Source organism: Stenotrophomonas sp. Nf1 (assembly GCF_003028475.1).
GTDB lineage: Bacteria > Pseudomonadota > Gammaproteobacteria > Xanthomonadales > Xanthomonadaceae > Stenotrophomonas.
In genome coordinates this window covers 330,079-351,003 of record NZ_PYTV01000002.1, presented here as the reverse complement: position 1 = coordinate 351,003, position 20,925 = coordinate 330,079, and the positions used below count along the sequence as shown (strand labels likewise).

The window sequence follows — 20,925 nt, the reverse complement described above, 5'->3', positions numbered from 1 at the left end:
TCATAGGCAGGCAGGGTTCATGCCAGCGGGTCCAGCGTGCCCAGTACAGCGACGCAGGCCAACACCAGCAGCACCAGCGCCGACTCGCAGGCCAGGCTGTGGCGCAGCGCGCGCAGCGGTCGCGGTTGCCAGCCGCCACGGATGGAGGCGGCCAGCGCCGGCACCAGGCGCCAGCGATGCAGCGCAGCCAGCCCCAGCATGCCGGCCACCAGCGCCAGCTTCAGCAGCAACCAGCGCCCATGTGCGGTGCCGGTCAGGGTCTGCGCGGAGCCACCGAGATCGACGTAGGTGTAGGTCCCTGTCATCGCCAGGGTAGCAACGATGACGGTGCCGGGCAGCGCAAACCCGTGCGCGGCCTGCCACAGCGCATGGGTGCGTTCGCGCAGGCGCAGGCCCTGCGGGCGCAGCGCCAGCTGCAGGATGGCGGCGATCGCGCCGACCCAGGCGCCGGCCGCCAGCAGGTGCACGATACCGGCCAGTTGCCTCAGGGTGCCGCCCAGCCCATCGCCAGCGGCGGCGTGCCCGTTCCAGGACAGACTGGCCAGGGCCGTGGCCGCAAGCACGAGCGCGACCAACCGGCGCAGCCCCTGCAGCGGCCGGTCCAAGGCCAGCAGCGGCAGCATCGCCAGCACGGCGAGCACGCGCAGCAGCCCTGCTTCACCGACCGGTGTACCGGTGAGGAACCAGAGCGCCGTTTCGCGATCAATGTCGAGCGGCGCAACGCCGAGCACGCCGGACAGACGGGTCACCGCGTCGATGATCACCAGCGCCAGCGTGATCAGGGTCAGTGCCAGGCCGATAGCGCGTGGCAGCGCGGGGCGGGCGAACAGCGTCCGCCCGAACAGCAGCATCAGCACTAGGTACAGCGCCAGCCGCAGCGCATACGTGGAGAGCTCGGCCATGACCCGGGCCTACTTCACGGTGAAGCGGTAGCTGCCGGTGATCGGGTGGCTGTCCTGGCCGACCGCACGCCACTGTAGTGCGTAGTTGCCTGCGGGCAGCGGCGCGGCGAAGCGGACACGCAGCGTATGTCCATCTTCGGAGATCTCCTGCGTGGTGGTCGGCATGGCCATCTTCATGCGGCCATGGTCCATGCTCAGCTCGACGCGCGTGGCACGGGGCATCACTCTTTCACTGAACTGAAGCTCGATCTGGCTGGCCGGGACCACGGTCGCGTCGGCGGCCGGCGTCGAGCGCACCAGGCTGGGATGGGCCAGGGCCAGTGGCGCAACCGCGAGGCCGGACATGAGGACGAGGAGGGCGGTGGAGCGCAGCAGGGGGCGGGCCATGCGTGGGATACCTGTGGAAGACATGGCCCTCAGGGTGGAGGGCCGCGCCTTTCGCTGCCCTGACCCGTACATTACCGATCTGTAATGTTCCGTCCGCCCACAGGTAGCGCCGGCCGCTGGCCGGCATCTAGACGCGCAACCATAGGTTTTCACTTTTGCTGCGCCTAAGGTTTCGCGAGGGCAGAGAACCTTTGGTTGCAATGGTCACCGACCACGTCGGGCAGTAGTTCCTGGAGGTAGCGAGCATCGGCGTCGGGGTCGTTCATACAAGCGACCGTAACATCGATATTTAACCGTAACACGTGCAGGTTACGGTTAAATATCGATGTTACAGCCCCGCGCAAGAACGTATCAAAGGCTCGCTCGGTGCTACTGCAATAGCCAACGATCGCCATTGAGGGGCTCTAAGCCATCTATATAAGTCCGAATCAAGATGGTTCGCCACCAGACGAGATGCGCTACTCGCAATCGACGTCCGCTTTCGGCCAGAAGCGGAGCATAGGGCCTTCAGCGGTGGCGCTGGCTCTGCGAGAAGACTGATTGAGCATTCGCAGCCAGTAGCCCAAGTGCTCAATGACGCTATGCTCTGCAGCCAACTTGGAGGAATTCTCATGAAGGGACTCAAGATCAACACGATTCTTTCCATCACCGCTCTTTGTCTTTCAGCGCTATCGCTCTTCACCGCTTACAGTTCACGCGATTCTTCTCGCGTCCTGGAAGCTAGAGGTTTGGTGATCAGGGATGCCTCCGGTGTATCACGCGTGGAGATTGGCGCCCCGGTCAGTGATCCCATGGTGCATGGCGAGCGGGGGCCGCGGGCAGCTCCGGCGTCCGGGATCATCCTTAATGGGCCAGATGGAAATGAGCGAGGCGGCTATCTCACCGTCGATAGCGGTGATGAGGCTTTGCTCACGCTGGACGGCGCAGGAGATGCCAAGGAGGTGTTCAAGGTAGTCGCAAATGAATCCGCAGGTGCCTCTCTATTCCTGATTCACCAAAACGGCGCGGCGGCAATGCTGACGACTTACCAAGGTCACCCAGAGCTGCAGTTCTTTGAGAGCGATGGAAGCGTGTCCTACGCTCAAGGCGCCGAGGAGTAGTCACTGTTTCCTTTTCACGCGGGGAGGAACCGCGCGGTAGAAACAGTCGTCGCCGGGCTAAGCGGTCTCCTAAACGGAAGTCCGCTCCCGGCCAGAAGCGGACACCCCCCAATGTTCTGCCACGCGAGGGCGAAACTCCATCCGTTGCCACCGGTAGCCAGTGCCGACTGTTCCAAGTGCAGAACTCGCCTCGAAATTATCCGCGTTTGTCCACACTTTTGCGGAGCTGCAAGTGGTGTCCTTCCCGCTCAAAAGGCGTGCCGGGAGTGGGAGTACGCACTGCAGGCGCAGCTTGTTCAGCGCTGATCTGCCCCCTGATGCGAGCGTGCAGACACTCAACTATCGCCCAGTGGACAGTGATTAAGAATAGTGCTGCCGTCAGCGGTGATTGACCATTTCAAGCTTGCTCCTGCACCTGCGTACACCGTATCAACCTCCCACGCAAGGAAGCCGGAGGCTTGAAGTGCGAAGCGGCGGCTTTCAGTGACATCTTCTATGCTTCCCCTCTCGGCGAGATCCCTCAGGTCGCCGAGGAATACGCTGAGCACCATGTCTGAAAGGCGATCGAAGTCTGAGGACGGAATCTTGCGCCTTCCAACAGCGACGAACAGATCGGCCAGCATCTTTAGTTTATGTAGTGGGTCCGCACGGTTGATCTTGTCCAGCAGCAATTCGCCTAATCGCTCTCGCTTTGCTTCTGTTCCAGCCAGTTCGTCGACGACACGGGCTCGTTCGCTGGCCGATAGGTTTTCAACGCCGGCCAGGAACCGGGCTACTTTTGCGGCGTACAGACGATCACATACTGCCGCCGCTCCCTGACGTACGGCAAGCACAACGGAGACTACGGGAACCTTACCCAGGACGTTCTCGTCTAGCGCCTCTTCCCATACTGCCGAGGCCACATCCGTTGTAAGGCTGGCGGTGGGGCCGACGAGAGCGCCTATTAGGTCGGCAGGAATCTTCATACGGCTAGTGCCTAGGGGTGAGTTCGGATGTGTTTTACCACGCCATCTGGGTGAGTTCTGCCCCTCAGCTCGTACTTGGGGCAATTCGTGTCCAGAAAAATGTCGACTGTCCAAGAGAAACGTTGCCTGAAGAACTTCACTCTCATCCGCGGCTCATCTTTCCCCTTAAGGCTAAGGGTGGATCTCCGCCCCATCCTCGACAAAGCGTCCTAATTCGCCAGAGCGCGCAAGGTCTGCTCTGGGTCCAAAGCGGACGTCACAACCGGCTCAGTCACCAAGCCATCCCAATGTCCGCTTCCGGCCAGAAGCGGACTTCTGCACTTTTACTGCTGCACACTTGCGGCAGCACGAAATCCGATCACTGAATCCGGCTATACGCTGAATTGTTAACCACACCAATTGCCCTAGGATCGAGCCGCTTCAGGCGAAATGCGGCACCAGCCCATTCGGATCGATCCGCAACGAGCGGGAGGCGCTGCCGCCCACCACAGGCCAGACTGCCGCTCATCGTGCGCTGAACCGGTGGCTCAGTGGCTAGTGCATCGGATTGCCAAGGGCTTGTTGGAATGTCTCGCTGAGCTTAATATCGGGCGATGGTGTGATGAGCGTCACAGTATCAGCGACAGACTAGGAGTGGTTCTCAGGGGCAAATAGCAGGCGTGCAGTATTACGTGCGACCTTCTGAAAGGGATACGAGAGAGAGCTCCTATAGTCTGGAAGTTGAAGATACATAAATAACCGTGCCCTTTCCCACGATGCGAGAGAAGGGGCAGGCCATAGCGATTGAAGCTTGGTTGGGCCATGCAGCGTCAGATTGCGCAGATGAGGGAGCGTCAAGTGCAGCAGTTTGTTGAACGCGTGAGGGACAACATCGTCCCGCTTTCTGTAGCGAATTCACTTCCAGAAGCTTTCTCTGAGTGGAGGTTCACTGAGAGAACAATTGATCACGAGCAGCCAGCAGTCACCTGCGAGCTGTGTGAGCAAGAGCAGCTTAGGTATCAGTTCGAGATTGCGAACGAGATGAATCAGAACACGATGCTCGTTGGCTCGACTTGCATTCTTAGGTTCAAGGTCGCTGTCTATGAAGATGGCCGGAAGCTAAGCGAGGCCGACGCGCGGACCAAGCTTTCTAGGCTCACGGAAAGGATGCGCCAGGACAGCTGCATCGAGCGGCTGCAGAGAGTCAGTGACGCCGAGGCAAGCGAGGGAGCCGGAAAGGGAGACATTCTGCCCAATGCGCTCGCCTACTACAGAAAGAATGGAAGGCTTACGCCGAAGTATGCGTTCGTTGTGCTTTGGCGCCTCAAAAAGCACCAGATCGACCACAACCCCAGCTTCTTCAAGATCTCTCTATCAAATGATAAGCATAGGGACGATCTCAGAGCGATGCCGGTCAGTCGAGTGCATCTCATCTGGCCGGCGTTGACGTCTCAGCAGCGGAAAATTGCAGAGCGACTTGGGCACGCTCCGCCACCTCAGTTGCCTTGAGAAGTAGACGTTATTGCAGTTACGGAACATTGAGCCAATAGGGAAATAGATCATGTACCTACACAGCATCAAGGCGAGCGGCTTCAGAGGATTTGGAGACACAAAGTCATCGCCGAAGTTGGATCTCACACTCAACAAGGGCTTGAACGTCCTAATTGGTGAAAACGACGCTGGCAAGACGACCATCATCGATGCCATCCGGTTGCTCCTTTGGACCACGAGCTATGAAAGCGTCCGAATCCAGGAGTCGGACTTCCATGTGCATGGTGTAGCGCAGGCTGAGACACTGACGATCCAGGCATGCTTGAAGGAACTGTCCGTCTCCCAGGAAGCAGCTGTTCTGGAATGGCTTACCTACGAGAAGGATGGCAGCAGATCGCTGATCCTTCACCTGCAGGCGACACGGCTTCCGGCTACTCCGGGCAGGCGGTCACGAGTATTCTCAGTTACACGGTGTGGCGCGGATGGATCAGGGCCCGAGATCGGTGCTGCTGTGCGAGAACTGGTCCGGGCGACCTACCTACGCCCTCTCCGAGATGCAGAAGCTGAGCTTCGGCCCGGCAGGCTCTCGCGACTTTCGCAGATACTGGGCGCTCACAAGTCAATGGTCTCTCAAGACAACAATGACTTCGATCCTGAAGGCGGCATCCCCCCTGCGACGCTCGTGGGGATGATGAGTCGCGCGCAGTATGACATTCAGCGCCATGAGACCATCGGCACTGTCCAAGATGACATCAATACCAACTACCTTTCCCGAATGTCCTTCGAAGGGGAGGCACTCTCCTCCCGGATCCGTATCGCTGGGTCGAGTAGCCTTACCCAGATCCTTGAGAGATTCGAGCTGTCGCTAACTCCACCGCTGAGCGTTGATCAGGATGCGAAGTGCGCTCGCGGGCTTGGATACAACAACGCGCTATTCATGGCAACTGAATTGGTTCTGTTGAGTGGTGACGAAGAGGGGCTTCCGCTGCTGCTCATTGAAGAGCCTGAGGCCCATCTGCATCCTCAGCTTCAGGATCGAGTGCTACGGCTGATGGAGAACAAGAGCGCGGACGATCAGTCCCCGGTACAGGTTGTCCTTTCAACTCATAGCCCTTCCCTTGCGACCACCGCTCCTTTGCAGTCCCTTATCCTTGTCAGGAAATCTCGGACGTATCCGCTCCGGCAAGCGGACACCCGTCTGGACAAGCTTGATTTTGAGTACTTGGAGCGCTTTCTTGATGCAACGAAGGCGAACCTGTTCTTTGCGCGAGGAATCTTGGTAGTAGAAGGCCCAGGCGAGGCCTTACTACTTCCGGCGCTCGCCGAGGCAGCTGGGCTGTCTCTTTCAGGCCACGGCGTATCGATCGTCAATGTCGGTGATGTCGGACTGTACCACTACGCACGCATCTTCCAACGCGCGGACGGGTCCGAATCGGTTGGTATGCCAGTAGGTTGCGTTACCGACAGAGATATCGTTCCAACGCAGGCAACTTACGTCGATCCGCCAAAGAAGAAGGGTCAGAAGCGATTTGAGAAGGACTACACCGCAGCAGAGGCTGCTGCAGTGGTACAGAGAAAGAAGGACAGGGTCGAAGTGGAGGATGAAAAGTCTGTCCGTGTCTTTGTCTCAGATCAATGGACGCTTGAGTATGATCTCGCACTGAGCGACTGCTCCCAGCTAATTTTCACCGCTGTAAGCCTAGCTTGCGCCAAGAAGTCCCAGGGACTTAAATTCGACGAGTCCAAAATTCCCGAATTGGAGATCGAGGCGGCCGCAGCATGGGCGCTCCTTCAGGGCAAACATGCCGGAGACAAGGTTGCTATGGCATGTGAGATCTATGAGCCACTCTACGAAGGCGATGCTTCCAAGGCAGTCGCCGCGCAGTTCGCGGCTCGGCTTCTCGCCACTGGAAACTATGGCAGTGGGCAGGATCTCTTGAACATGCTGCCTTGCTATCTTCGAGAAGCTCTGCTTCACGTAACCACTGGTGCACCAGAGGCATGCGCCTCAGCGGAGAATGATGATGCTGAGCCCGCGCAAGAGGAGATCGCATGACCCTGCCCACAATCGTTGATCAAGACTTAGCGCTACTGGCTGAACTGATGCCTGGCTTGGACTTCAGTGATCCTGAACGAGCCGCAGTTCTCCAAACAATGACTTCCTGCGACGTACAGGCCGCTCCGGGAAGTGGGAAAACTACGCTCCTTGCTGCCAAGCTGATGCTGCTGTCTTCCAAGTGGAAGCACGCCAACAGGGGCATCTGTGTAATAAGCCACACAAACGTAGCAGCTGCGGAGATATCGAATCGCCTAGCATCGAATTCTCATGGCGCATCACTATTGTCGTATCCACACTTCATAGGAACGATTCACTCATTTATCAACACGCACCTTGCCCTCCCTCTGCTTCGCTCTGAGGGCATTGAGATCGACTCTATCGACAATGACGTGTTCCAAAGAAACGCTCTCTACTTGATGCAGAGGAAGTGGACTCTCAGGGCTTGGGCGAAAAGGCAGACTAACGGCGAGGATATCGTCGGAACGCTCATCCACGTAGGCGAAGATCTCAAGCTCGGCACGGAGATTGGCAGTCTTCCTGGCGAGAGCTCCCCTACATGGAGGCAGGCAGAAGAGATCAAGCATCAACTGAGTTCCGAAGGAATTTTCCGCCACGCGGACATGCTTGCTTTCGCAAGTCACCTACTGAAGAGGCAACCCTCCGTGGCCCGCGCGGCGTCATGGAGGTATCCACTGGTTCTCATTGATGAGATGCAGGACACTGATGCTGAACAAGAACATCTCCTGAACTCAATCTTCGGAGAGTCGGTGACCGTACAGAGGTTTGGTGATCGCAATCAGAGGATACTTAACAATGGAAAGGATGAGGGGAAACTCACCTTTCCGAAGGAAGGGGCTCTCACCGTAAGTTCTACTAAGCGCTTTTCAGAGGACATCGCGGCAATCGTCTCCTCTGTCCAAGACTATCCTGCGCAGATAGTGTCCGAGCGACAGGGCGAGCACGCGCCGGTAGTGATTCTGTATGACGACGGAAACGTTGCTGATGTCATCAGTCGATTCGGGCAAATAGTCATCGACACTTTGAGTGACCAGGATCGTGCTGGGCTGCCCGTCAAGGCGATCTGCTCAAGAAAGACCGGCTCATCAAAATTGGGACTCGGGCGCCATGTCGTTGACTACCATCCTTCGTTCTCGATGACTGCATCGGGAACAAGTTGCAAGGAGTCCGTCCGGTCGCTCCTGGCTGATCCACTGGAATGGGGAGTGGCTCCGGTCGACCTATCCAAGCGCACTCGCGACATCTCCCGCGCTCTTTTGCTCTGCTTCCGAGCAGGAGGCAGCAAGCTCGTTCGTGACGTACGAGACGCCAGCGGGCTTCTACGAGCACTTGAGAGACAAGGCGTTGACATTGCGCCGATCCGTAGCCTTCGATACAGGCTAGTGGTAACTGGAGGCTTGATTGGGACGAGCACGTGGCCACAGACTATCTCTCAGATATTTGATGTACTGAAGCCTCATCTGAAAGATGAGATCGATGAGAGTGAGTTCGCTGCGGCGCTGGAGATTGATGGCGATGCTAAGTCCGATTCCTGCGTATTGAACAACTCAGTCATCGTCTCTCATGGCGGAAAGACTGTCTCAATTGAGGTTGGCACCACCGCATCCGTCAAGGGTGAAACACACCTAGCCACTCTAGTTCTTGATGGGATAGTCCATCACCTAAAACGACATGACATTGGGGCGGCCATGGAGAGCATTGCCAATGGATCCCCAATTCCCAGCGGCCCTAGATCGATCAAGGGGGCGTATCGAGGTCTCTACGTTGGCATGTCCCGCCCCACTAAGCTTCTAGCCATCGCAACTCACAGAGATCGCGTGACTGCCCCGCACTTGGCTGCACTGGAATCAAACGGGTGGAGGGTGGTTGACATGTGCGCCTAAGCGTCGTTGCAATCAGATCTTATTGAGTTCGACCGCGTCCAGCTCCGGATGGCCGGCGATATCTGATCTTCACGGCCGCCAGCCAGCGCATAGGCGGTCTTTTAGCAGGAGAAGTTGATGTACGGAGACAACCCCGCAGGTCGTCTGCTATCGATCGTTGAAGCTGGAAGGGACGTAGACCATACAATCGTTGCGCACGACGCGTGGTGCGCAATTCTCGGCGTTCAACGCGATCGCACATCTGTGCTCTTGGAGAGGGTGGGGCGTGTGATGGCGCTTCCTGGTCAAGTTGTAGCCCAACTAGAGGCCAATCATCCTCGGCAGTTTGCTCGAAACACTCACCAGCACATGGTTGGGTGCTTCTTGTCTGCATTCAGTCGCAACATATTTGGCACGCGCTGGGCGGACTACATGTCGCCTATCGATACGCACACTATTCAGTTCCTCAGTAGTATGGATGAGCTTTTTGAGTCCAAGCAGCCCGGCGGGACTCTGACCTCTGAACAGTTGCAAGAGCTCCGTAGTAGCACAAACGAACTGATTGAATTTGTACTGCAGTCCTCATTCCCTGACGATCTGAAGAGGATTCTGTTGGATCGACTCAAGATTGTCGTCAACACGATCGACACATACTTCATCACGGGGGCCGCACCAATTCTGGATGCGGTGCTATGTTCGGTCGCGCACGCCAACCTCAGCGAGAATGGCAAGAGCAGCATGTCCACCGATGAAGGAAAGTCCTTCATGGATCGCCTGGCCACCCTTGCGAACCTAGTGACGGTGGCGACCGGAATGGTTGCGATCGGGCAAGCGTCAGCGACAATGTTGGCCTACGTTGCAAAGTGATCACGTCGCACGATGCGTGTTTGTGAGGGCAGGTCCAAGTTCATAGACCGATTCCGCGCTTACCCGGCTCCGACCTCTTGATGGGCACATGAACCGTTGAGCGCAGTGACGTGTTGCGAGAGACGCCCAGCGGTGCCGTTCACCATGTAGCGACGCGATGGCGGCCTTTCCAAGGGAGAGGCCTCGATCGGGAATCCGCGTGACATCTATAACTGAATAAAGGCAACCAAAGTTCTTCCTTCACTAGGCACAACGTCTATGCCGTTGATTTAAGAAAGCCTTCTGATAGAAGGTCTCAACCTATGGTTGCGGTGCAACCATAGGTTGACCTTGGCAGCACGCGTGACGGTCATAACTATGGTTGCGGGAAGGCCGTAACTACGCTTGCGCGGCTACATCACAGCACGCGCAGCGGCCCCTGCATGCGATGGAAGCGGCCATCGGCGGCGGTGAACCAGGCCAGCGAACGTCCGCCCACGAAGTCATCGACATGCACGACCGTTGCGCCATCGGCTTCCTGCCACGAAATGGCATAGACCCCCTCGCTGAGCTGCTGCCACTCGCAGGCGGCTTCGCCGCGTGCGCCGGCATGGGCGCCGGAGACGATGGCGTAGTGCACGTGGCGGCCATCGGCGCTGTAGACATTGTCGGCGGCCAGGCCGTCATAGCTGACGCGGAAGCCGCGGCCGGCGAAGGGTGGCAGCGCGGTGGCGGTACTCATCGGATCGCCACCGGGTTGATGTTGACCTGGGTCGAGCCGACGTACAGCGGCTGGCCGAGCACGAACAGGAATTCCCAGGCCTTGTCGCGCACCAGCGCACGGCTGTCGATCAGCTCAAGATTGTAGATGCCGCGCTTGGCCAGCATGTACTGGTTGATCGGGAACTCCTCGGCACCGTGCGGGTTCGGGTAGACCTCCGAGGCCCAGGTGTCGCCACCGAAGGCGACGATACCCTGGTCGGCCAGCCACTTCGCGGCCTCCATGCCGATTCCGGGTTCCACTGCCAGGAACTGTGCGTCGTCCTTGCCGATCAGTTCCAGCCAGCCGGTGTTGAACAGCACCACGTCGCCCTTGCGCAGGCGCAGCCCCTGCTTCTTCAGCACGGCCTGGATGTCGGCCACGCTGAATTCGGTGCCGCCGGGCACGATCGCCTTGCCGTAGTGCGCGGTCATGTCCAGCACGACGCCGCGGGTGACCAGTGGCGGTACCTTCTCGACGCCGAGCTTGCGCACGCCGTCCACGGTGACGAAGTCGGCGGCCTTGTTGCCGTTGTAGTAGACGTTGTCGATGCCGATGTGGCCGATGCCGTTGAGCTGGGTGCCAACGCCGGTCCAGGCGTTGACCAGTTCATCGTTGAAGGTGAACTTGTTGGGGCCCAGCGACTTGCCAGCCTGCTGGCCGACCTGCACGTTGTACAGGCGGAAGCTGCGATGGCGGAACGCGGGCAGGTTCTTGTCCACCGGCACCGCCAGCGGATAGGTCTTGCCGGTCCTGACCAGCGAGACTGCATGCTTGACCACCTCTGCGCTCAGCAGGTTGGCCGCACCGATCTCGTCGTTCGCGCCGTAGGCAGAGGGATACCAGTCTTCGGCGGTGGCCTGGAAGGACAGCGGCAGGGTGGCCAGCGCAATCGCGGCCAGGGTCTTCATCTTCATGGCAAAGCTCCGGTAACTGTTGACTGTCAGGCTGTCGCGGCGGTGCCGGCATGGGCCGGGAAGTGCGGCAGCACGTACTCGGCGATTTCGTGGAAGGTCTCGGCCAACGGCCGTTCGTTGCGGCGGAACTGCAGGCCGATGTGGTCGACGCCGGCTGCCTGCAGGGCATGCAGCTCGGCCAGCAGGGCGTTGCGGCCGCCGCGCAGGCCAAAGCGCCAGCGCTGCAGCGGGGCATCGGCATCGGCCATCAGGTCCAGATGGATGAAGCTGGCATAGGGCTTGTTGCCGGCCACGGCGCGCCAGGCCGCCACCCGTTGCGCATGGTCCTGTGGCGTGCCCGGGTAGGCCAGGCAACCGTCCATGTGCTGCCCGATCCACGCAGGCTGCTGCTGGGCGAGGCCGGCCACCCACAGCGGCAGGGCGGGGCCACCGGTGGGCAGTACGTCCAAGCCCTGCGGCAGGTGCGCGGTAGCGCCTTCGCGCAGCAGTGCGATCTGCTCGCGGAAGCGGCTGCCGCGGTTGTCGAAGTCGCGGCCGAACAGCGGGTACTCCACCGGGCGATCGCCACTGGCCACGCCCAGCAGCAGGCGGTCACCGCTCAGCCGCTGCACGCTGCGCGCCGACTTCAGGGTCAGCAGTGGCTCACGGATCGGCAGCACCACCGCAGCGGTACCCAGCAGGATGTTCTCGGTGATGCCGGCCAGATAGCCGAGGTAGCTGAACACCTCGAAGACCTGCGCTGCATCGCCGAAGGCCGGGTCGTACACCGGCACGTCGCGCACCCACAGCGCACGGAAGCCGAGGCGGTCGGCCAACCGGGCCAGCTCCGCATGGCGCCGCAGGTCCGGTTCGCCGGGCAGGCGCTGCGCGGCGCGTCGTGACTGTTCGCCCAGCGGCGTCCAGTCATTGTCCAGCGGTGCTTCGATGCCGATGCTGAAGCCACCGGCCTGCAGCTGCGTCAATGCACTGCGCATGGCCAGACGCCTCAGTCCCAGGCCGGAGCCAGGCCCGGCGGATCGACTTCGCGGCCGTTGCGGTCAAGCGCGGCGATCGCGGCCAGATCATCGGCATCCAGGTGCAGGTCCTGGGCGAGCAGGTTGCTGGCCAGGTTCTCGCGCTTGGTCGAGGACGGGATGACCGAGTAGCCCTGCTGCAGCGCCCACGCCAGCGCGACCTGGGCCACGGTGGCCTGGTGCTTGTCGGCGATGGCGGCCAGCACCGGGTCCTTCAGCACCTTGCCGTAGGCCAGGGTCATGTAGGAAGTGACGGTGATGCCCTGCGCCTGCAGGAAAGCGGTCAGTGCCGGGTTCTGCAGGTAGGGGCTCAGTTCGATCTGGTTGGTGGCGATCTCACCGGCGCCGACCACGTCGATCGCCTGCCGGGTCAGTGCGATGTTGAAGTTGGACACACCGATCTGGCGGGTCAGGCCCAGCGCCTTGGCTTCGGCCAGCGCGGTCATGTACTCGCGCAGCTCAACGCCATTGCCCGGCGCCGGCCAGTGGATCAGCAGCAGGTCCACGTAGTCGGTGCGCAGCTTGGCCAGGCTGTCGCGCAGGCTCGGGATCAATTTGTCGGCTGCGTAGTTGTCCACCCAGATCTTGGTGGTCAGGAACAGCTGGTCGCGTGGCACGCCGGACTCGGCGATGGCCTGGCCGACCTCGGCTTCATTGCCGTAGATCTGTGCGGTATCGACCGCCCGGTAGCCGATCTCGAGGGCGTTGCGCACCGAGTCGATGACGGTCTGACCGGTCAGACGGAAGGTGCCGACGCCAAAGGAAGGAACGCGCATGTTGGACTCCAGGGACTTCGTTGGGAGCCGATGGGCTCGGGACAGGGCGAAGTGTGGGTGCTTTACATTTGTTGATTAAGCCGTGTATACGGGAAATGCTTTTGCGCGCAGGTAAAAAATGAAAACGACCCTGGATGAACTGAAGGCCTTCGTTGCCGTGGTCGACAGTGGTTCGATCACCGCGGCGGCCGAGGCGCTGGAGCTGACCATCTCGGCCACCAGCCGCACCCTGGCGCGGCTGGAGGACAAGCTGCAGACCACGTTGCTGCGCCGGACCACGCGGCGGCTGGAGCTGACCGAGGAGGGCGCGGCGTTCCTGGAGTACGCGCGCACGATCCTGGCCACCGTGGACGAGGCCGAAGAACAGATGGCTGCGCGGCGGCTGCAGCCGGTGGGGCGCCTGCGCGTGGACGCCGCCACGCCGTTCATGCTGCACGTGATCGTGCCGTTGCTGGAGGGCTTCCGCGAGCGCTACCCGCAGGTGGAGCTGGAGCTGAATTCCAATGAGGGCATCACCGATCTGATCGAAAAGCGCACCGACGTGGCGTTCCGCATCGGCGTGCTGCGTGATTCCACCCTGCATGCGCGGCCGATCGGCCACAGCCGCATCCGCGTGGTGGCCAGTCCCGAATACCTGCGTCGGCACGGCACGCCCACGCGCTTGGCGCAGCTGCACAAGCATGACCTGCTGGGCTTCACCCAGCCCAGTTCGTTGAACGAATGGCCGCTGCACGACGCCGATGGTGGACCTTTCGTGATCGAGCCAGCGATTGCTTCGTCCAGTGGCGAGACGCTGCGGCAGATGGCAGTCGCCGGGTTGGGCATAACCTGCCTGTCCGACTTCCTGACCCGCCAGGACCGGCGTGAGGGTCGGCTGGTGCAGCTGTTCGCCCGGCAGACACAGGAGGTACGGCAGCCGATCAACGCGGTGTACTACCGCAATACCGCGCTGGCCGCGCGCATCACCTGTTTCGTGGACCACGTGACGCAGACGCTGGGGCGGCGCCCGTTCGACGAATAGAGAGGGGTGGGGCCGGCCGTTGGCCGGCGTTGCCCGTTGGCTGCGGTAGATCCACGCCATGTGGGGATGCCAGATTCCTGCCGGCCAGCGGCCGGCACTACCGGCTGCGCAATGCGCCTCGGTTCGCCAGGTGCGCCGCTGGAGATGGGTAGAGCCGGCCGCTGGCCGGCTTGGCCCGTTGGCTGCGGCAGATCCACGCCATGCGGGGATGCCAGATTCCTGCCGGCCAGCGGCCGGCACTACCGGCAGCGCAATCGATGGGTAGAGCCGGCCGCTGGCCGGCTTGGCCCGTTGGCTGCGATAGATCCACGCCATCTGCGCAATGCGCTTCGGTTCGCCAGGTGCGCCGCCGCCAGCAGTACGCCGCCACAGGCGGTGGCCAGACCATGCCAGAGCAGCGATTCCTTCAACGGCGCGTACAGCGATGCAGACAGCAGCAGCGCGGCACCGGCCACCGCCAGCCGCCGGGGCCAGCGTTGGCCGTGGCTGCGCGAACCGGCCAGGGTGCTGACCAGGGCGATCGCCGAGGCCAGCAGCGCGAACAGCCATTCCCAACGCGACATCAGCAGCAGGGTGGTCATCAGCGCGTGGCCGGGATGCTGGAACGAACGAAGCGCCATCATCGCCGCCGGCACGAAGGCCAGCAGCAGGGGCAGGGCAACGCAATGCGCGGCACAGGCCAGCGACAGCCCGGCGCCAGCCAGGTCGAAGCGGGGATGCCAGCGTGCCGATGCTGGCGGCTGGGGCAGGGCCCTTGCGGGCGTCGTGGGGTTGTGGTCCATAATGTTACATAGTAACAATTGGAGCCTCCCCCATGAAACGCCCTGCTGCTCTTTTCCTGCTGCTGGCTGCCAGCACCGCGCAGGCCCACGACGTTCGCCACCCGGGTGCGCACGTCCACGGCCAGGCCACCATCGATCTGGCGCTGGACCAGGCCACCCTGGCGCTGGAGCTGCAGGCGCCTGGTATCGGCATCGTCGATTTCGAGCGCGCACCGGCCACCGCAGCCGAGCGCGCAGCGCTGGCACGCGCCACTGCTGTGCTCAGCGGTGGCAGCTGGGTGACTCTGCCCACCGCAGCGCACTGTCGCCTGTCCAGCAGCAGCGCCAAGGCCGAAGGTTTTGAAGCAGCCGCCGCGGCAGGGCAGCACCGCCATGCCGGCTTCAGCGCCAGCCTGCAGTACCGCTGTGCGAACCCGGTGGCGTTGCGCGCTCTGGTCGTGCGCCTGCCGACACTGTTCCCGGGCCTGCACGAGGTCATCGTCAATACCGCCACCGACCGTGGCCAGGGTCGCAGCGTGCTCAACGCGGGCAATCTGCGCGTGGTGCTGGCACCGTGAGCGTACGGCCGGTGATCGCGCTGGAGGAGGTGCAGTTCGGCTACGGGCTGCGCTTGGTACTGGATATTCCGCGGCTGTGGATCGAACAGGGCAGCAGCGTGCTGCTGCGCGGTATCAGCGGGGGCGGCAAGAGCACGCTGCTGGGTCTGCTGGCCGGGGTGCTGCTGCCGAGCCGGGGAAGGCTGGAGGTGGCGGGCCACGCACTGCCGGGCATGCGCGGGCCGGCACGCGACCGTTTCCGTGCCGACCACCTGGGGGTGATCTTCCAGCAGTTCAATCTGCTGCCCTTCCTCAGCGTGCGTGACAACATCGCGCTGGGATTGCGTTTCTCTCCGCTGCGCAGTGCGCGCATCAGTGGACCGCTGGATCACGAGATCGTGCGCCTGCTGCGCGCCCTGCACCTGGACCCGGCGCTGATGCGGCGCCCGGCCGGCACGCTCAGTGTCGGCCAGCAGCAGCGGGTGGCCGCCGCGCGTGCGCTGATTGGTCGCCCGGCGCTGCTGCTGGCCGACGAACCGACGTCGGCGCTCGACCGTGAGGCGGCCGCCGCGTTCCTGCGGCTGATGTCCTCGCAATGCCAGGCCGCCGGCACCACCGTGCTGGTGGTCAGCCATGACGACAGCCTGGAACCGCTGTTCGACCGTACGGTCGCGCTGTCGGCGATCAATCAGGCAGGAGCTGCGCATGCTTGAGCTTGCCTGGGCCAGCCTGCGCAGCCGTGCGTTGAGCGTGGGCCTTGCGGTACTGGTGATCACCCTCAGCGTGGTGCTGCTGCTGGGCGTCGAACGCGTGCGCACACAGGCACACGAAGGGTTTGCCAGCACCGTCTCGGGTACCGATCTGATCGTCGGCGCACGCTCGGGGCCGGTGAATCTGCTGCTGTACTCGGTGTTCCACATCGGCGAACCGACCAACAATGTGTCCTGGCAGTCCTACCAGGCACTGACATCGCTGCCGCGGGTGAAGTGGGCGGTGCCACTGTCGCTGGGCGATTCCTGGCGCGGCTTCCGGGTGGTCGGCACCAGCGACGGCTTCTTCGAGCACTACCGCTACGGCGCGGGCCATGCACTGGCATTCACGCGCGGGCATGCGTTCGACGATCTGTACGATGCGGTGATCGGTGCAGAGGTGGCGCGCGCGCAGAAGATCGGCATCGGTGATGAGGTCGTACTGGCCCATGGCACCGGCGCGGTGACCCTGGCCACGCATGCCGACAAGCCGTTCCGGGTGGCGGGCATCCTGCAGCGGACGGGCACGCCGGTCGATTCATCGTTGCTGGTCTCGCTGCCAGCCATCGAGGCGATCCATGTCGATTGGCGTTCCGGCGTGCAGCTGCCCGGCCAGCAGGTCAGCGCCGAGCAGGCCCGGCAGCTGGATCTGACCCCGACCAGCATCACCGCCTTCATGCTCGGGTTGAACTCGCGCGTGGCCACCTTCTCGGTGCAACGCAGGATCAACGAGTATCCCGACGAAGCCATGCTGGCGATACTGCCCGGTGTGACCCTGCAGCAGTTGTGGCAGTCGCTGGGCACGGCCGAGCGGGCGTTGCAGCTGATCAGCGCGATGGTGGTGCTGTTGGGCATGGTCTCGCTGGTGGCACTGCTGGTTTCCACGCTGCAGGAGCGGCGCCGCGAGATGGCGGTGCTGCGTGCCATCGGCGCGCGGCCGGGTTACATCGCCGGCCTGCTGGTGGTGGAAGCGGTGGCCACCAGTGCGGTGGCCTGTGTGCTGGCGTTGGTGCTTCTGGTGGCCGCCAGCATTGCCGGGCGCGGCTGGGCCCTGGCCACCTTCGGCCTGTCGATCACCCATGTCTGGCCGGAGCTGGGCGAGCTGGCCTGGGTGGCGGGCGTGCTGGCGATCAGCGCGCTGGCCGGGTTGTTGCCTGCGTGGCTGGCCTACCGCCGTACGCTGGCCGATGGCCTGTCGCCGGGGGCCTGAGCATGCGCGCACTGCGGCTGCTGCCGATGATGCTGGTGCTGGTGGCCTGCCAGCGACCGGTCGATACCGGTGTGCAGGCGTTGCCACCGTCGCCGGTAGTCGATCACGAAGCTGCAGTGGCGTTGCAGGAGCAGGAACTGGATTGGCTGCAGATGATGCCCGGCGACGAGCTGGCGGCGCTGGAGCGCGGCGAGGGCCCGCAGGTTGAACACAACGGCAACCGTCGCATGCCACAGTTCGGCACCTTCCGCACCGTGGACGCGGTGCTGCAGCGGCCGGTGCGGTTGCCGGGCTACGTGGTGCCGCTGGCCACTGCGCAGGACGGGCGCCTGACCGAATTCCTGTTCGTGCCGTACTACGGTGCCTGCATCCACGTGCCGCCGCCGCCGCCGAACCAGATCGTGCATGTGCTGCTGTCGCGACCGATCGCGATGCCGGACATGTACTCGCCGTTCTTACTGGCCGGCACGCTGCAGGCCGAGCGGCTGGATGACGAACTGGCCGGCTCGGCCTACACCATGCGCGATGCGCGGCTGAGGGCGTATGAACCGTAGACATCTGTTCGTACTCGCAGCTTGCCTGTGGTTGGCTGGCTGTGGGCAGCGCGTTGATGATGCCGTGGCAGTGGCACGGGCTGCACCTGCGGCCAGCGCAGACGCACACGATGCCGCCATCGAGCGCTGGGATGCGTTGCGCCCCGATGAGGTGAGCTACCAGCGACCGCCGCCGCAGATCGGCCTGTCGCGCAACGGCATGGACGGCGTGGGCGGCCTGATCGACGACACCGGTTCCGGTACGCCGCCCGGTCAGGCCATCGACCATTCCAGCCCGGAGCGGGCCCGGCAGTTCGGTTCTTCGCGTGTGGTCGATGCCGTTGACGGTCGCACGGTGGATCTGGACGGCTTTGTGGTGCCGCTGGGTACCAATGATGCCGGGTTGGTGGACGAGCTTCTGTTCGTGCCGTTCTATGGGGCCTGCATCCATGTGCCACCACCGCCGCCGAACCAGATCATCCATGTAACCCTGGCCACGCCGATTGCGCTGGGCAACCTGTGGGATCCGTACCGGCTGGCCGGGCGCCTGCGGGTCAAGCGCTTCGATGCGGACATCGCCAGTGCATCCTACGATGCAGCAGCGGCGACACTGACGGCGATCGGCACCTGATGCGTGCGCGCTGGCTCCTGGCTGCGGGCCTGCTGGCAGCGGCTGCGGTGCTGGTGGTGTGCTGGCCACGGCCCACGACGGTGCCATTTCCTGCACCGGCCGCCGACGCCGCGCGGCGCATCGAACAGCGGCTGGTGGAAGACATCGCCTTCCGCAACGACGTACTGTTCCTGCTGGCGGCCACGCTGCGCGACCGCTGCCAACCGGCGCAGGCGGGTCTGCTGGCGCGCATGGCCAATCGTGCATCATTGCCGGTGCTGGCGGCGGTCAGTGCGGTGACGGCGCAGGATCCAACCCTGGATCGGCCGATTTATCAGTACATCCAGCATCTCGCCGACCAGGTGCGGTGTGGCCAGCCGCTGCGGATGCCGCTGGCAGCCGGTGGCAGCATGGCGGTGGACGTCGAGCAGTACGCGCGTACCTTCCCCGACAGCTACTTCGACCCGCAGCGCGGCAGCGAACCGCGCGACTTCGCGGGGCTGCCGCTGCAGCAGCGGGCCGACAACGCCTGCAACAGCGTGGTGTACTCGGTGCTGCCGCTGGGCGGTACCGATTGGCGGTGCAGCAGCCTGCGCGCGAATGCACGCGCGCGGGTGCGCGGTCTGTGCGAAGACGAGCTGCGTCGCCAGCATGGCGGCACCGGCGGTGAGCTGGACCCGGCCGTGGGGCAGGGCATGCAGGCGGCGGTGGTGGCGGCGATCGTCGCGTTGCCGCAGGACTGCCGGTGATGCCGGTGGCGCCTGAACATGAACATCGCCCGCCGGCCAACCTGAATCGCTGCACTGATCTCTCATAACTATACAGGACGTCCGGTATAGTTACGGCGGTATCCCTCCTTGTCAGGTTGTCCCATGGCTTTGTCCCAGCCCTTGGTCGGTGCTCCGGCCCTGTCGCGCGCCCGTCGCTGGGCGCTGTTGTTCACCGTTGCCGCCGGCCTGTTGCTGGTGACGCTCGACAACTCCGTTCTCTACACCGCGCTGCCCACCCTGACCGAAGAACTTTCGGCCAGTGCCGGGCAGGCGCTGTGGATCATCAACGCCTATCCGCTGGTGATGGCCGGCCTGTTGCTGGGTGCAGGCACGCTGGGCGACCGAATCGGCCATCGCCGCATGTTCCTGATCGGCCTGGTGGTGTTCGGCATCGCCTCGCTGGGCGCGGCCTTCGCTGGCAGCGCTGCGCAGTTGATCGCGGCGCGTGCGTTCCTGGCGGTGGGCGCGGCGGCGATGATGCCGGCCACGCTGGCGCTGATCGGCCTGAGCTTCCACGAAGAACGCGAGCGCAATATCGCCATCGCCATCTGGGGCTCGGTGGCGATCGTCGGTGCGGCCCTGGGCCCGATCATCGGCGGCTGGCTGCTGCAGTACTTCTGGTGGGGCTCGGTGTTCCTGGTCAACGTGCCGGTGGTGGTGGTCGCCTTCGTGGCCACCGTGCTGCTGGCGCCGGAAGGACTGCGCGACACCGCGCGCCCGTGGGATCTGCTGTCCTCGCTGCTGGCACTGGCGGCGCTGTCCGGGCTGGTGCTGGCGATCAAATCGCTGATCGCCACACCGCCGTCGTACGCGTTGGGCGCCGGCGCACTGCTGCTGGCCGTGGTTTCCGGCGCGGCGTTCGCACGCCGCCAGCAGCAGCTGCCATACCCGTTGCTGGATTTCACGATCTTCCGCAATCCGGCGTTCCTGGCCGGCACGCTGTCGGCGGTGTTCACCCTGTTCGCGATGGCCGGGCTGCAGCTGCTCACCACCCAGCGCTTCCAGCTGGTGGCAGGCTTCACGCCCCTGCAGGCCGGCCTGCTGGTGTCGGTGGCAGCGTTGGGGAGCCTGCCCAGCGCGCTGCTGGGCGGCAGCATCCTGCATCGCGTTGGCCTGCGCCCGCTGATCTGCGGTGGTCTGGCGGCCGGTGCGCTGGGTGTGGCGGTGGTGGCCTTCGGCTTCCCGCACGGCCTGGAATGGGTGGTGGCGGGCATGGCGATCACCGGCCTGGGCATGGGCGCGGCGATCTCAGTGGCGTCCACGGCCATCCTCAACAACGTGCCGCCCCACCGTGCCGGCATGGCCTCGTCGGTGGAAGAGGTGTCCTACGAATTCGGTGGGTTGTTGGCAGTGGCGATGCTGGGCAGCCTCAGCGCGGCCATGTACAGCGCGTTCCTGCCGGACTCGGCCGAGATTCCGGCGCTGGCCCGCGAAGGCTTCACCCAGGCGCTGCATGCCGCGCGTGCGGGCGGGCAGGGCGAGTGGTTCGCGCTGGCCGCGGCGGCCTATGACCGCGGTTACCAGATCGTGCTGCTGGCGATCACCGTGGTACTGGCCGCCGGTGCGGCGATCATCGCGCGCCTGCTGCGTGGCCGGGTCGGTGGCCGCGAGGGTGCGGCCGATCGAGTAAAATGACGTG

21 protein-coding genes are annotated in these 20,925 nt (G+C 63.1%); 13 read left to right on the top strand and 8 right to left on the bottom strand.

What is annotated here, in order from left to right; all coding sequences use genetic code 11:
• Positions 1 to 17: 17 nt before the first annotated feature.
• Both copD and copC read right to left on the bottom strand, forming a co-directional pair.
• Positions 18 to 902, bottom strand: coding sequence for a copper homeostasis membrane protein CopD (copD, locus tag C9412_RS05470; RefSeq protein ID WP_107230687.1), 885 nt, complete (start codon positions 900 to 902; stop codon positions 18 to 20).
• Positions 903 to 911: 9 nt separating this feature from the next.
• Positions 912 to 1,289 carry a copper homeostasis periplasmic binding protein CopC gene (copC, locus tag C9412_RS05465; protein WP_107230686.1) on the bottom strand — a complete coding sequence of 126 codons (378 nt, stop codon included), beginning with the start codon at positions 1,287 to 1,289 and terminating at the stop codon, positions 912 to 914.
• Positions 1,290 to 1,900: 611 nt separating this feature from the next.
• Here copC and C9412_RS05460 point away from each other — a divergent pair.
• Positions 1,901 to 2,389 (top strand): hypothetical protein, encoded by a 489-nt coding sequence (locus tag C9412_RS05460; protein WP_258190004.1) that lies wholly within the window; start codon positions 1,901 to 1,903, stop codon positions 2,387 to 2,389.
• 335 nt (positions 2,390 to 2,724) lie between these two features.
• Here C9412_RS05460 and C9412_RS20505 read toward each other — a convergent pair whose 3' ends face one another.
• Positions 2,725 to 3,354, bottom strand: coding sequence for a hypothetical protein (locus tag C9412_RS20505; RefSeq protein ID WP_146160118.1), 630 nt, complete (start codon positions 3,352 to 3,354; stop codon positions 2,725 to 2,727).
• Positions 3,355 to 4,155: 801 nt separating this feature from the next.
• On the opposite strand from C9412_RS20505, the gene C9412_RS05455 reads away from it, so the two are divergent.
• The 4 genes from C9412_RS05455 (at position 4,156) to C9412_RS05440 (ending at position 9,630) form a co-directional block, all read left to right on the top strand.
• Positions 4,156 to 4,842: a hypothetical protein gene (locus C9412_RS05455; RefSeq protein WP_219906179.1), complete on the top strand. Its 687-nt coding sequence runs from the start codon at positions 4,156 to 4,158 to the stop codon at positions 4,840 to 4,842.
• A 52-nt stretch (positions 4,843 to 4,894) separates the two neighbouring features.
• A complete protein-coding gene (locus C9412_RS05450; RefSeq protein WP_107230685.1) occupies positions 4,895 to 6,880 on the top strand; it encodes an AAA family ATPase in 1,986 nt (661 codons plus the stop codon).
• Complete coding sequence (locus C9412_RS05445) at positions 6,877 to 8,784, top strand: UvrD-helicase domain-containing protein (protein WP_107230684.1); 1,908 nt, start codon at positions 6,877 to 6,879, stop codon at positions 8,782 to 8,784. Before C9412_RS05450 ends, C9412_RS05445 begins: the two co-directional genes overlap by 4 nt.
• 117 nt (positions 8,785 to 8,901) lie before the next feature.
• Positions 8,902 to 9,630, top strand: coding sequence for a hypothetical protein (locus C9412_RS05440; protein WP_146160119.1), 729 nt, complete (start codon positions 8,902 to 8,904; stop codon positions 9,628 to 9,630).
• A gap of 397 nt (positions 9,631 to 10,027) precedes the next feature.
• Here the strand turns inward: C9412_RS05440 and C9412_RS05435 are convergent, their stop codons facing one another.
• From C9412_RS05435 to dkgB, 4 genes are read right to left on the bottom strand one after another with little or no spacing between them, the layout of a single operon-like run.
• A complete protein-coding gene (locus tag C9412_RS05435) occupies positions 10,028 to 10,351 on the bottom strand; it encodes an adenylate cyclase (RefSeq protein ID WP_107230682.1) in 324 nt (107 codons plus the stop codon).
• Entirely contained in the window at positions 10,348 to 11,286 is a 939-nt protein-coding gene (locus C9412_RS05430) for a cyclase family protein (RefSeq protein ID WP_107230681.1), read from the bottom strand. Before C9412_RS05430 ends, C9412_RS05435 begins: the two co-directional genes overlap by 4 nt.
• A gap of 26 nt (positions 11,287 to 11,312) precedes the next feature.
• Entirely contained in the window at positions 11,313 to 12,260 is a 948-nt protein-coding gene (locus C9412_RS05425) for a TIGR03571 family LLM class oxidoreductase (RefSeq protein WP_107230680.1), read from the bottom strand.
• Positions 12,261 to 12,271: 11 nt separating this feature from the next.
• Positions 12,272 to 13,075 carry a 2,5-didehydrogluconate reductase DkgB gene (dkgB, locus tag C9412_RS05420; RefSeq protein ID WP_107230679.1) on the bottom strand — a complete coding sequence of 268 codons (804 nt, stop codon included), beginning with the start codon at positions 13,073 to 13,075 and terminating at the stop codon, positions 12,272 to 12,274.
• 118 nt (positions 13,076 to 13,193) lie between these two features.
• Here dkgB and C9412_RS05415 point away from each other — a divergent pair, with 118 nt between their 5' ends.
• Positions 13,194 to 14,096 carry a LysR substrate-binding domain-containing protein gene (locus C9412_RS05415; RefSeq protein WP_107230678.1) on the top strand — a complete coding sequence of 301 codons (903 nt, stop codon included), beginning with the start codon at positions 13,194 to 13,196 and terminating at the stop codon, positions 14,094 to 14,096.
• 239 nt (positions 14,097 to 14,335) lie between these two features.
• Here C9412_RS05415 and C9412_RS05410 read toward each other — a convergent pair whose 3' ends face one another.
• Positions 14,336 to 14,878 carry a MerC domain-containing protein gene (locus C9412_RS05410; protein ID WP_107230677.1) on the bottom strand — a complete coding sequence of 181 codons (543 nt, stop codon included), beginning with the start codon at positions 14,876 to 14,878 and terminating at the stop codon, positions 14,336 to 14,338.
• A 32-nt stretch (positions 14,879 to 14,910) separates the two neighbouring features.
• Here C9412_RS05410 and C9412_RS05405 point away from each other — a divergent pair, with 32 nt between their 5' ends.
• The 7 genes from C9412_RS05405 (at position 14,911) to C9412_RS05375 (ending at position 20,921) form a co-directional block, all read left to right on the top strand.
• Positions 14,911 to 15,435 carry a DUF2796 domain-containing protein gene (locus C9412_RS05405; protein ID WP_107230676.1) on the top strand — a complete coding sequence of 175 codons (525 nt, stop codon included), beginning with the start codon at positions 14,911 to 14,913 and terminating at the stop codon, positions 15,433 to 15,435.
• Entirely contained in the window at positions 15,432 to 16,127 is a 696-nt protein-coding gene (locus C9412_RS05400; protein ID WP_107230675.1) for an ATP-binding cassette domain-containing protein, read from the top strand. Before C9412_RS05405 ends, C9412_RS05400 begins: the two co-directional genes overlap by 4 nt.
• Positions 16,120 to 17,373 (top strand): ABC transporter permease, encoded by a 1,254-nt coding sequence (locus tag C9412_RS05395; protein WP_107230674.1) that lies wholly within the window; start codon positions 16,120 to 16,122, stop codon positions 17,371 to 17,373. The genes C9412_RS05400 and C9412_RS05395 overlap by 8 nt, the downstream gene beginning before the upstream one ends.
• A 2-nt stretch (positions 17,374 to 17,375) precedes the next feature.
• On the top strand, positions 17,376 to 17,927 hold the full coding sequence (locus C9412_RS05390) for a DUF3299 domain-containing protein (protein ID WP_107230673.1): 552 nt from the start codon (positions 17,376 to 17,378) through the stop codon (positions 17,925 to 17,927).
• Positions 17,917 to 18,537 (top strand): DUF3299 domain-containing protein, encoded by a 621-nt coding sequence (locus tag C9412_RS05385; protein ID WP_107230672.1) that lies wholly within the window; start codon positions 17,917 to 17,919, stop codon positions 18,535 to 18,537. Before C9412_RS05390 ends, C9412_RS05385 begins: the two co-directional genes overlap by 11 nt.
• On the top strand, positions 18,537 to 19,265 hold the full coding sequence (locus tag C9412_RS05380; RefSeq protein WP_107230671.1) for a hypothetical protein: 729 nt from the start codon (positions 18,537 to 18,539) through the stop codon (positions 19,263 to 19,265). Before C9412_RS05385 ends, C9412_RS05380 begins: the two co-directional genes overlap by 1 nt.
• 123 nt (positions 19,266 to 19,388) lie before the next feature.
• Entirely contained in the window at positions 19,389 to 20,921 is a 1,533-nt protein-coding gene (locus C9412_RS05375) for an MFS transporter (protein WP_107230670.1), read from the top strand.
• The last annotated feature ends 4 nt before the right edge of the window (positions 20,922 to 20,925 follow it).

Bases quoted from the DNA above. Each gene is read 5' to 3' on its own strand.
- copD (WP_107230687.1), bottom strand. From the start codon at position 902: ATGGCCGAGCTCTCCACGTATGCGCTGCGGCTGGCGCTGTACCTAGTG.
- copC (WP_107230686.1), bottom strand. From the start codon at position 1,289: ATGGCCCGCCCCCTGCTGCGCTCCACCGCCCTCCTCGTCCTCATGTCC.
- C9412_RS05460 (WP_258190004.1), top strand. From the start codon at position 1,901: ATGAAGGGACTCAAGATCAACACGATTCTTTCCATCACCGCTCTTTGT.
- C9412_RS20505 (WP_146160118.1), bottom strand. From the start codon at position 3,354: ATGAAGATTCCTGCCGACCTAATAGGCGCTCTCGTCGGCCCCACCGCC.
- C9412_RS05455 (WP_219906179.1), top strand. From the start codon at position 4,156: ATGCAGCGTCAGATTGCGCAGATGAGGGAGCGTCAAGTGCAGCAGTTT.
- C9412_RS05450 (WP_107230685.1), top strand. From the start codon at position 4,895: ATGTACCTACACAGCATCAAGGCGAGCGGCTTCAGAGGATTTGGAGAC.
- C9412_RS05445 (WP_107230684.1), top strand. From the start codon at position 6,877: ATGACCCTGCCCACAATCGTTGATCAAGACTTAGCGCTACTGGCTGAA.
- C9412_RS05440 (WP_146160119.1), top strand. From the start codon at position 8,902: ATGTACGGAGACAACCCCGCAGGTCGTCTGCTATCGATCGTTGAAGCT.
- C9412_RS05435 (WP_107230682.1), bottom strand. From the start codon at position 10,351: ATGAGTACCGCCACCGCGCTGCCACCCTTCGCCGGCCGCGGCTTCCGC.
- C9412_RS05430 (WP_107230681.1), bottom strand. From the start codon at position 11,286: ATGAAGATGAAGACCCTGGCCGCGATTGCGCTGGCCACCCTGCCGCTG.
- C9412_RS05425 (WP_107230680.1), bottom strand. From the start codon at position 12,260: ATGCGCAGTGCATTGACGCAGCTGCAGGCCGGTGGCTTCAGCATCGGC.
- dkgB (WP_107230679.1), bottom strand. From the start codon at position 13,075: ATGCGCGTTCCTTCCTTTGGCGTCGGCACCTTCCGTCTGACCGGTCAG.
- C9412_RS05415 (WP_107230678.1), top strand. From the start codon at position 13,194: ATGAAAACGACCCTGGATGAACTGAAGGCCTTCGTTGCCGTGGTCGAC.
- C9412_RS05410 (WP_107230677.1), bottom strand. From the start codon at position 14,878: ATGGACCACAACCCCACGACGCCCGCAAGGGCCCTGCCCCAGCCGCCA.
- C9412_RS05405 (WP_107230676.1), top strand. From the start codon at position 14,911: ATGAAACGCCCTGCTGCTCTTTTCCTGCTGCTGGCTGCCAGCACCGCG.
- C9412_RS05395 (WP_107230674.1), top strand. From the start codon at position 16,120: ATGCTTGAGCTTGCCTGGGCCAGCCTGCGCAGCCGTGCGTTGAGCGTG.
- C9412_RS05390 (WP_107230673.1), top strand. From the start codon at position 17,376: ATGCGCGCACTGCGGCTGCTGCCGATGATGCTGGTGCTGGTGGCCTGC.
- C9412_RS05385 (WP_107230672.1), top strand. From the start codon at position 17,917: ATGAACCGTAGACATCTGTTCGTACTCGCAGCTTGCCTGTGGTTGGCT.
- C9412_RS05380 (WP_107230671.1), top strand. From the start codon at position 18,537: ATGCGTGCGCGCTGGCTCCTGGCTGCGGGCCTGCTGGCAGCGGCTGCG.
- C9412_RS05375 (WP_107230670.1), top strand. From the start codon at position 19,389: ATGGCTTTGTCCCAGCCCTTGGTCGGTGCTCCGGCCCTGTCGCGCGCC.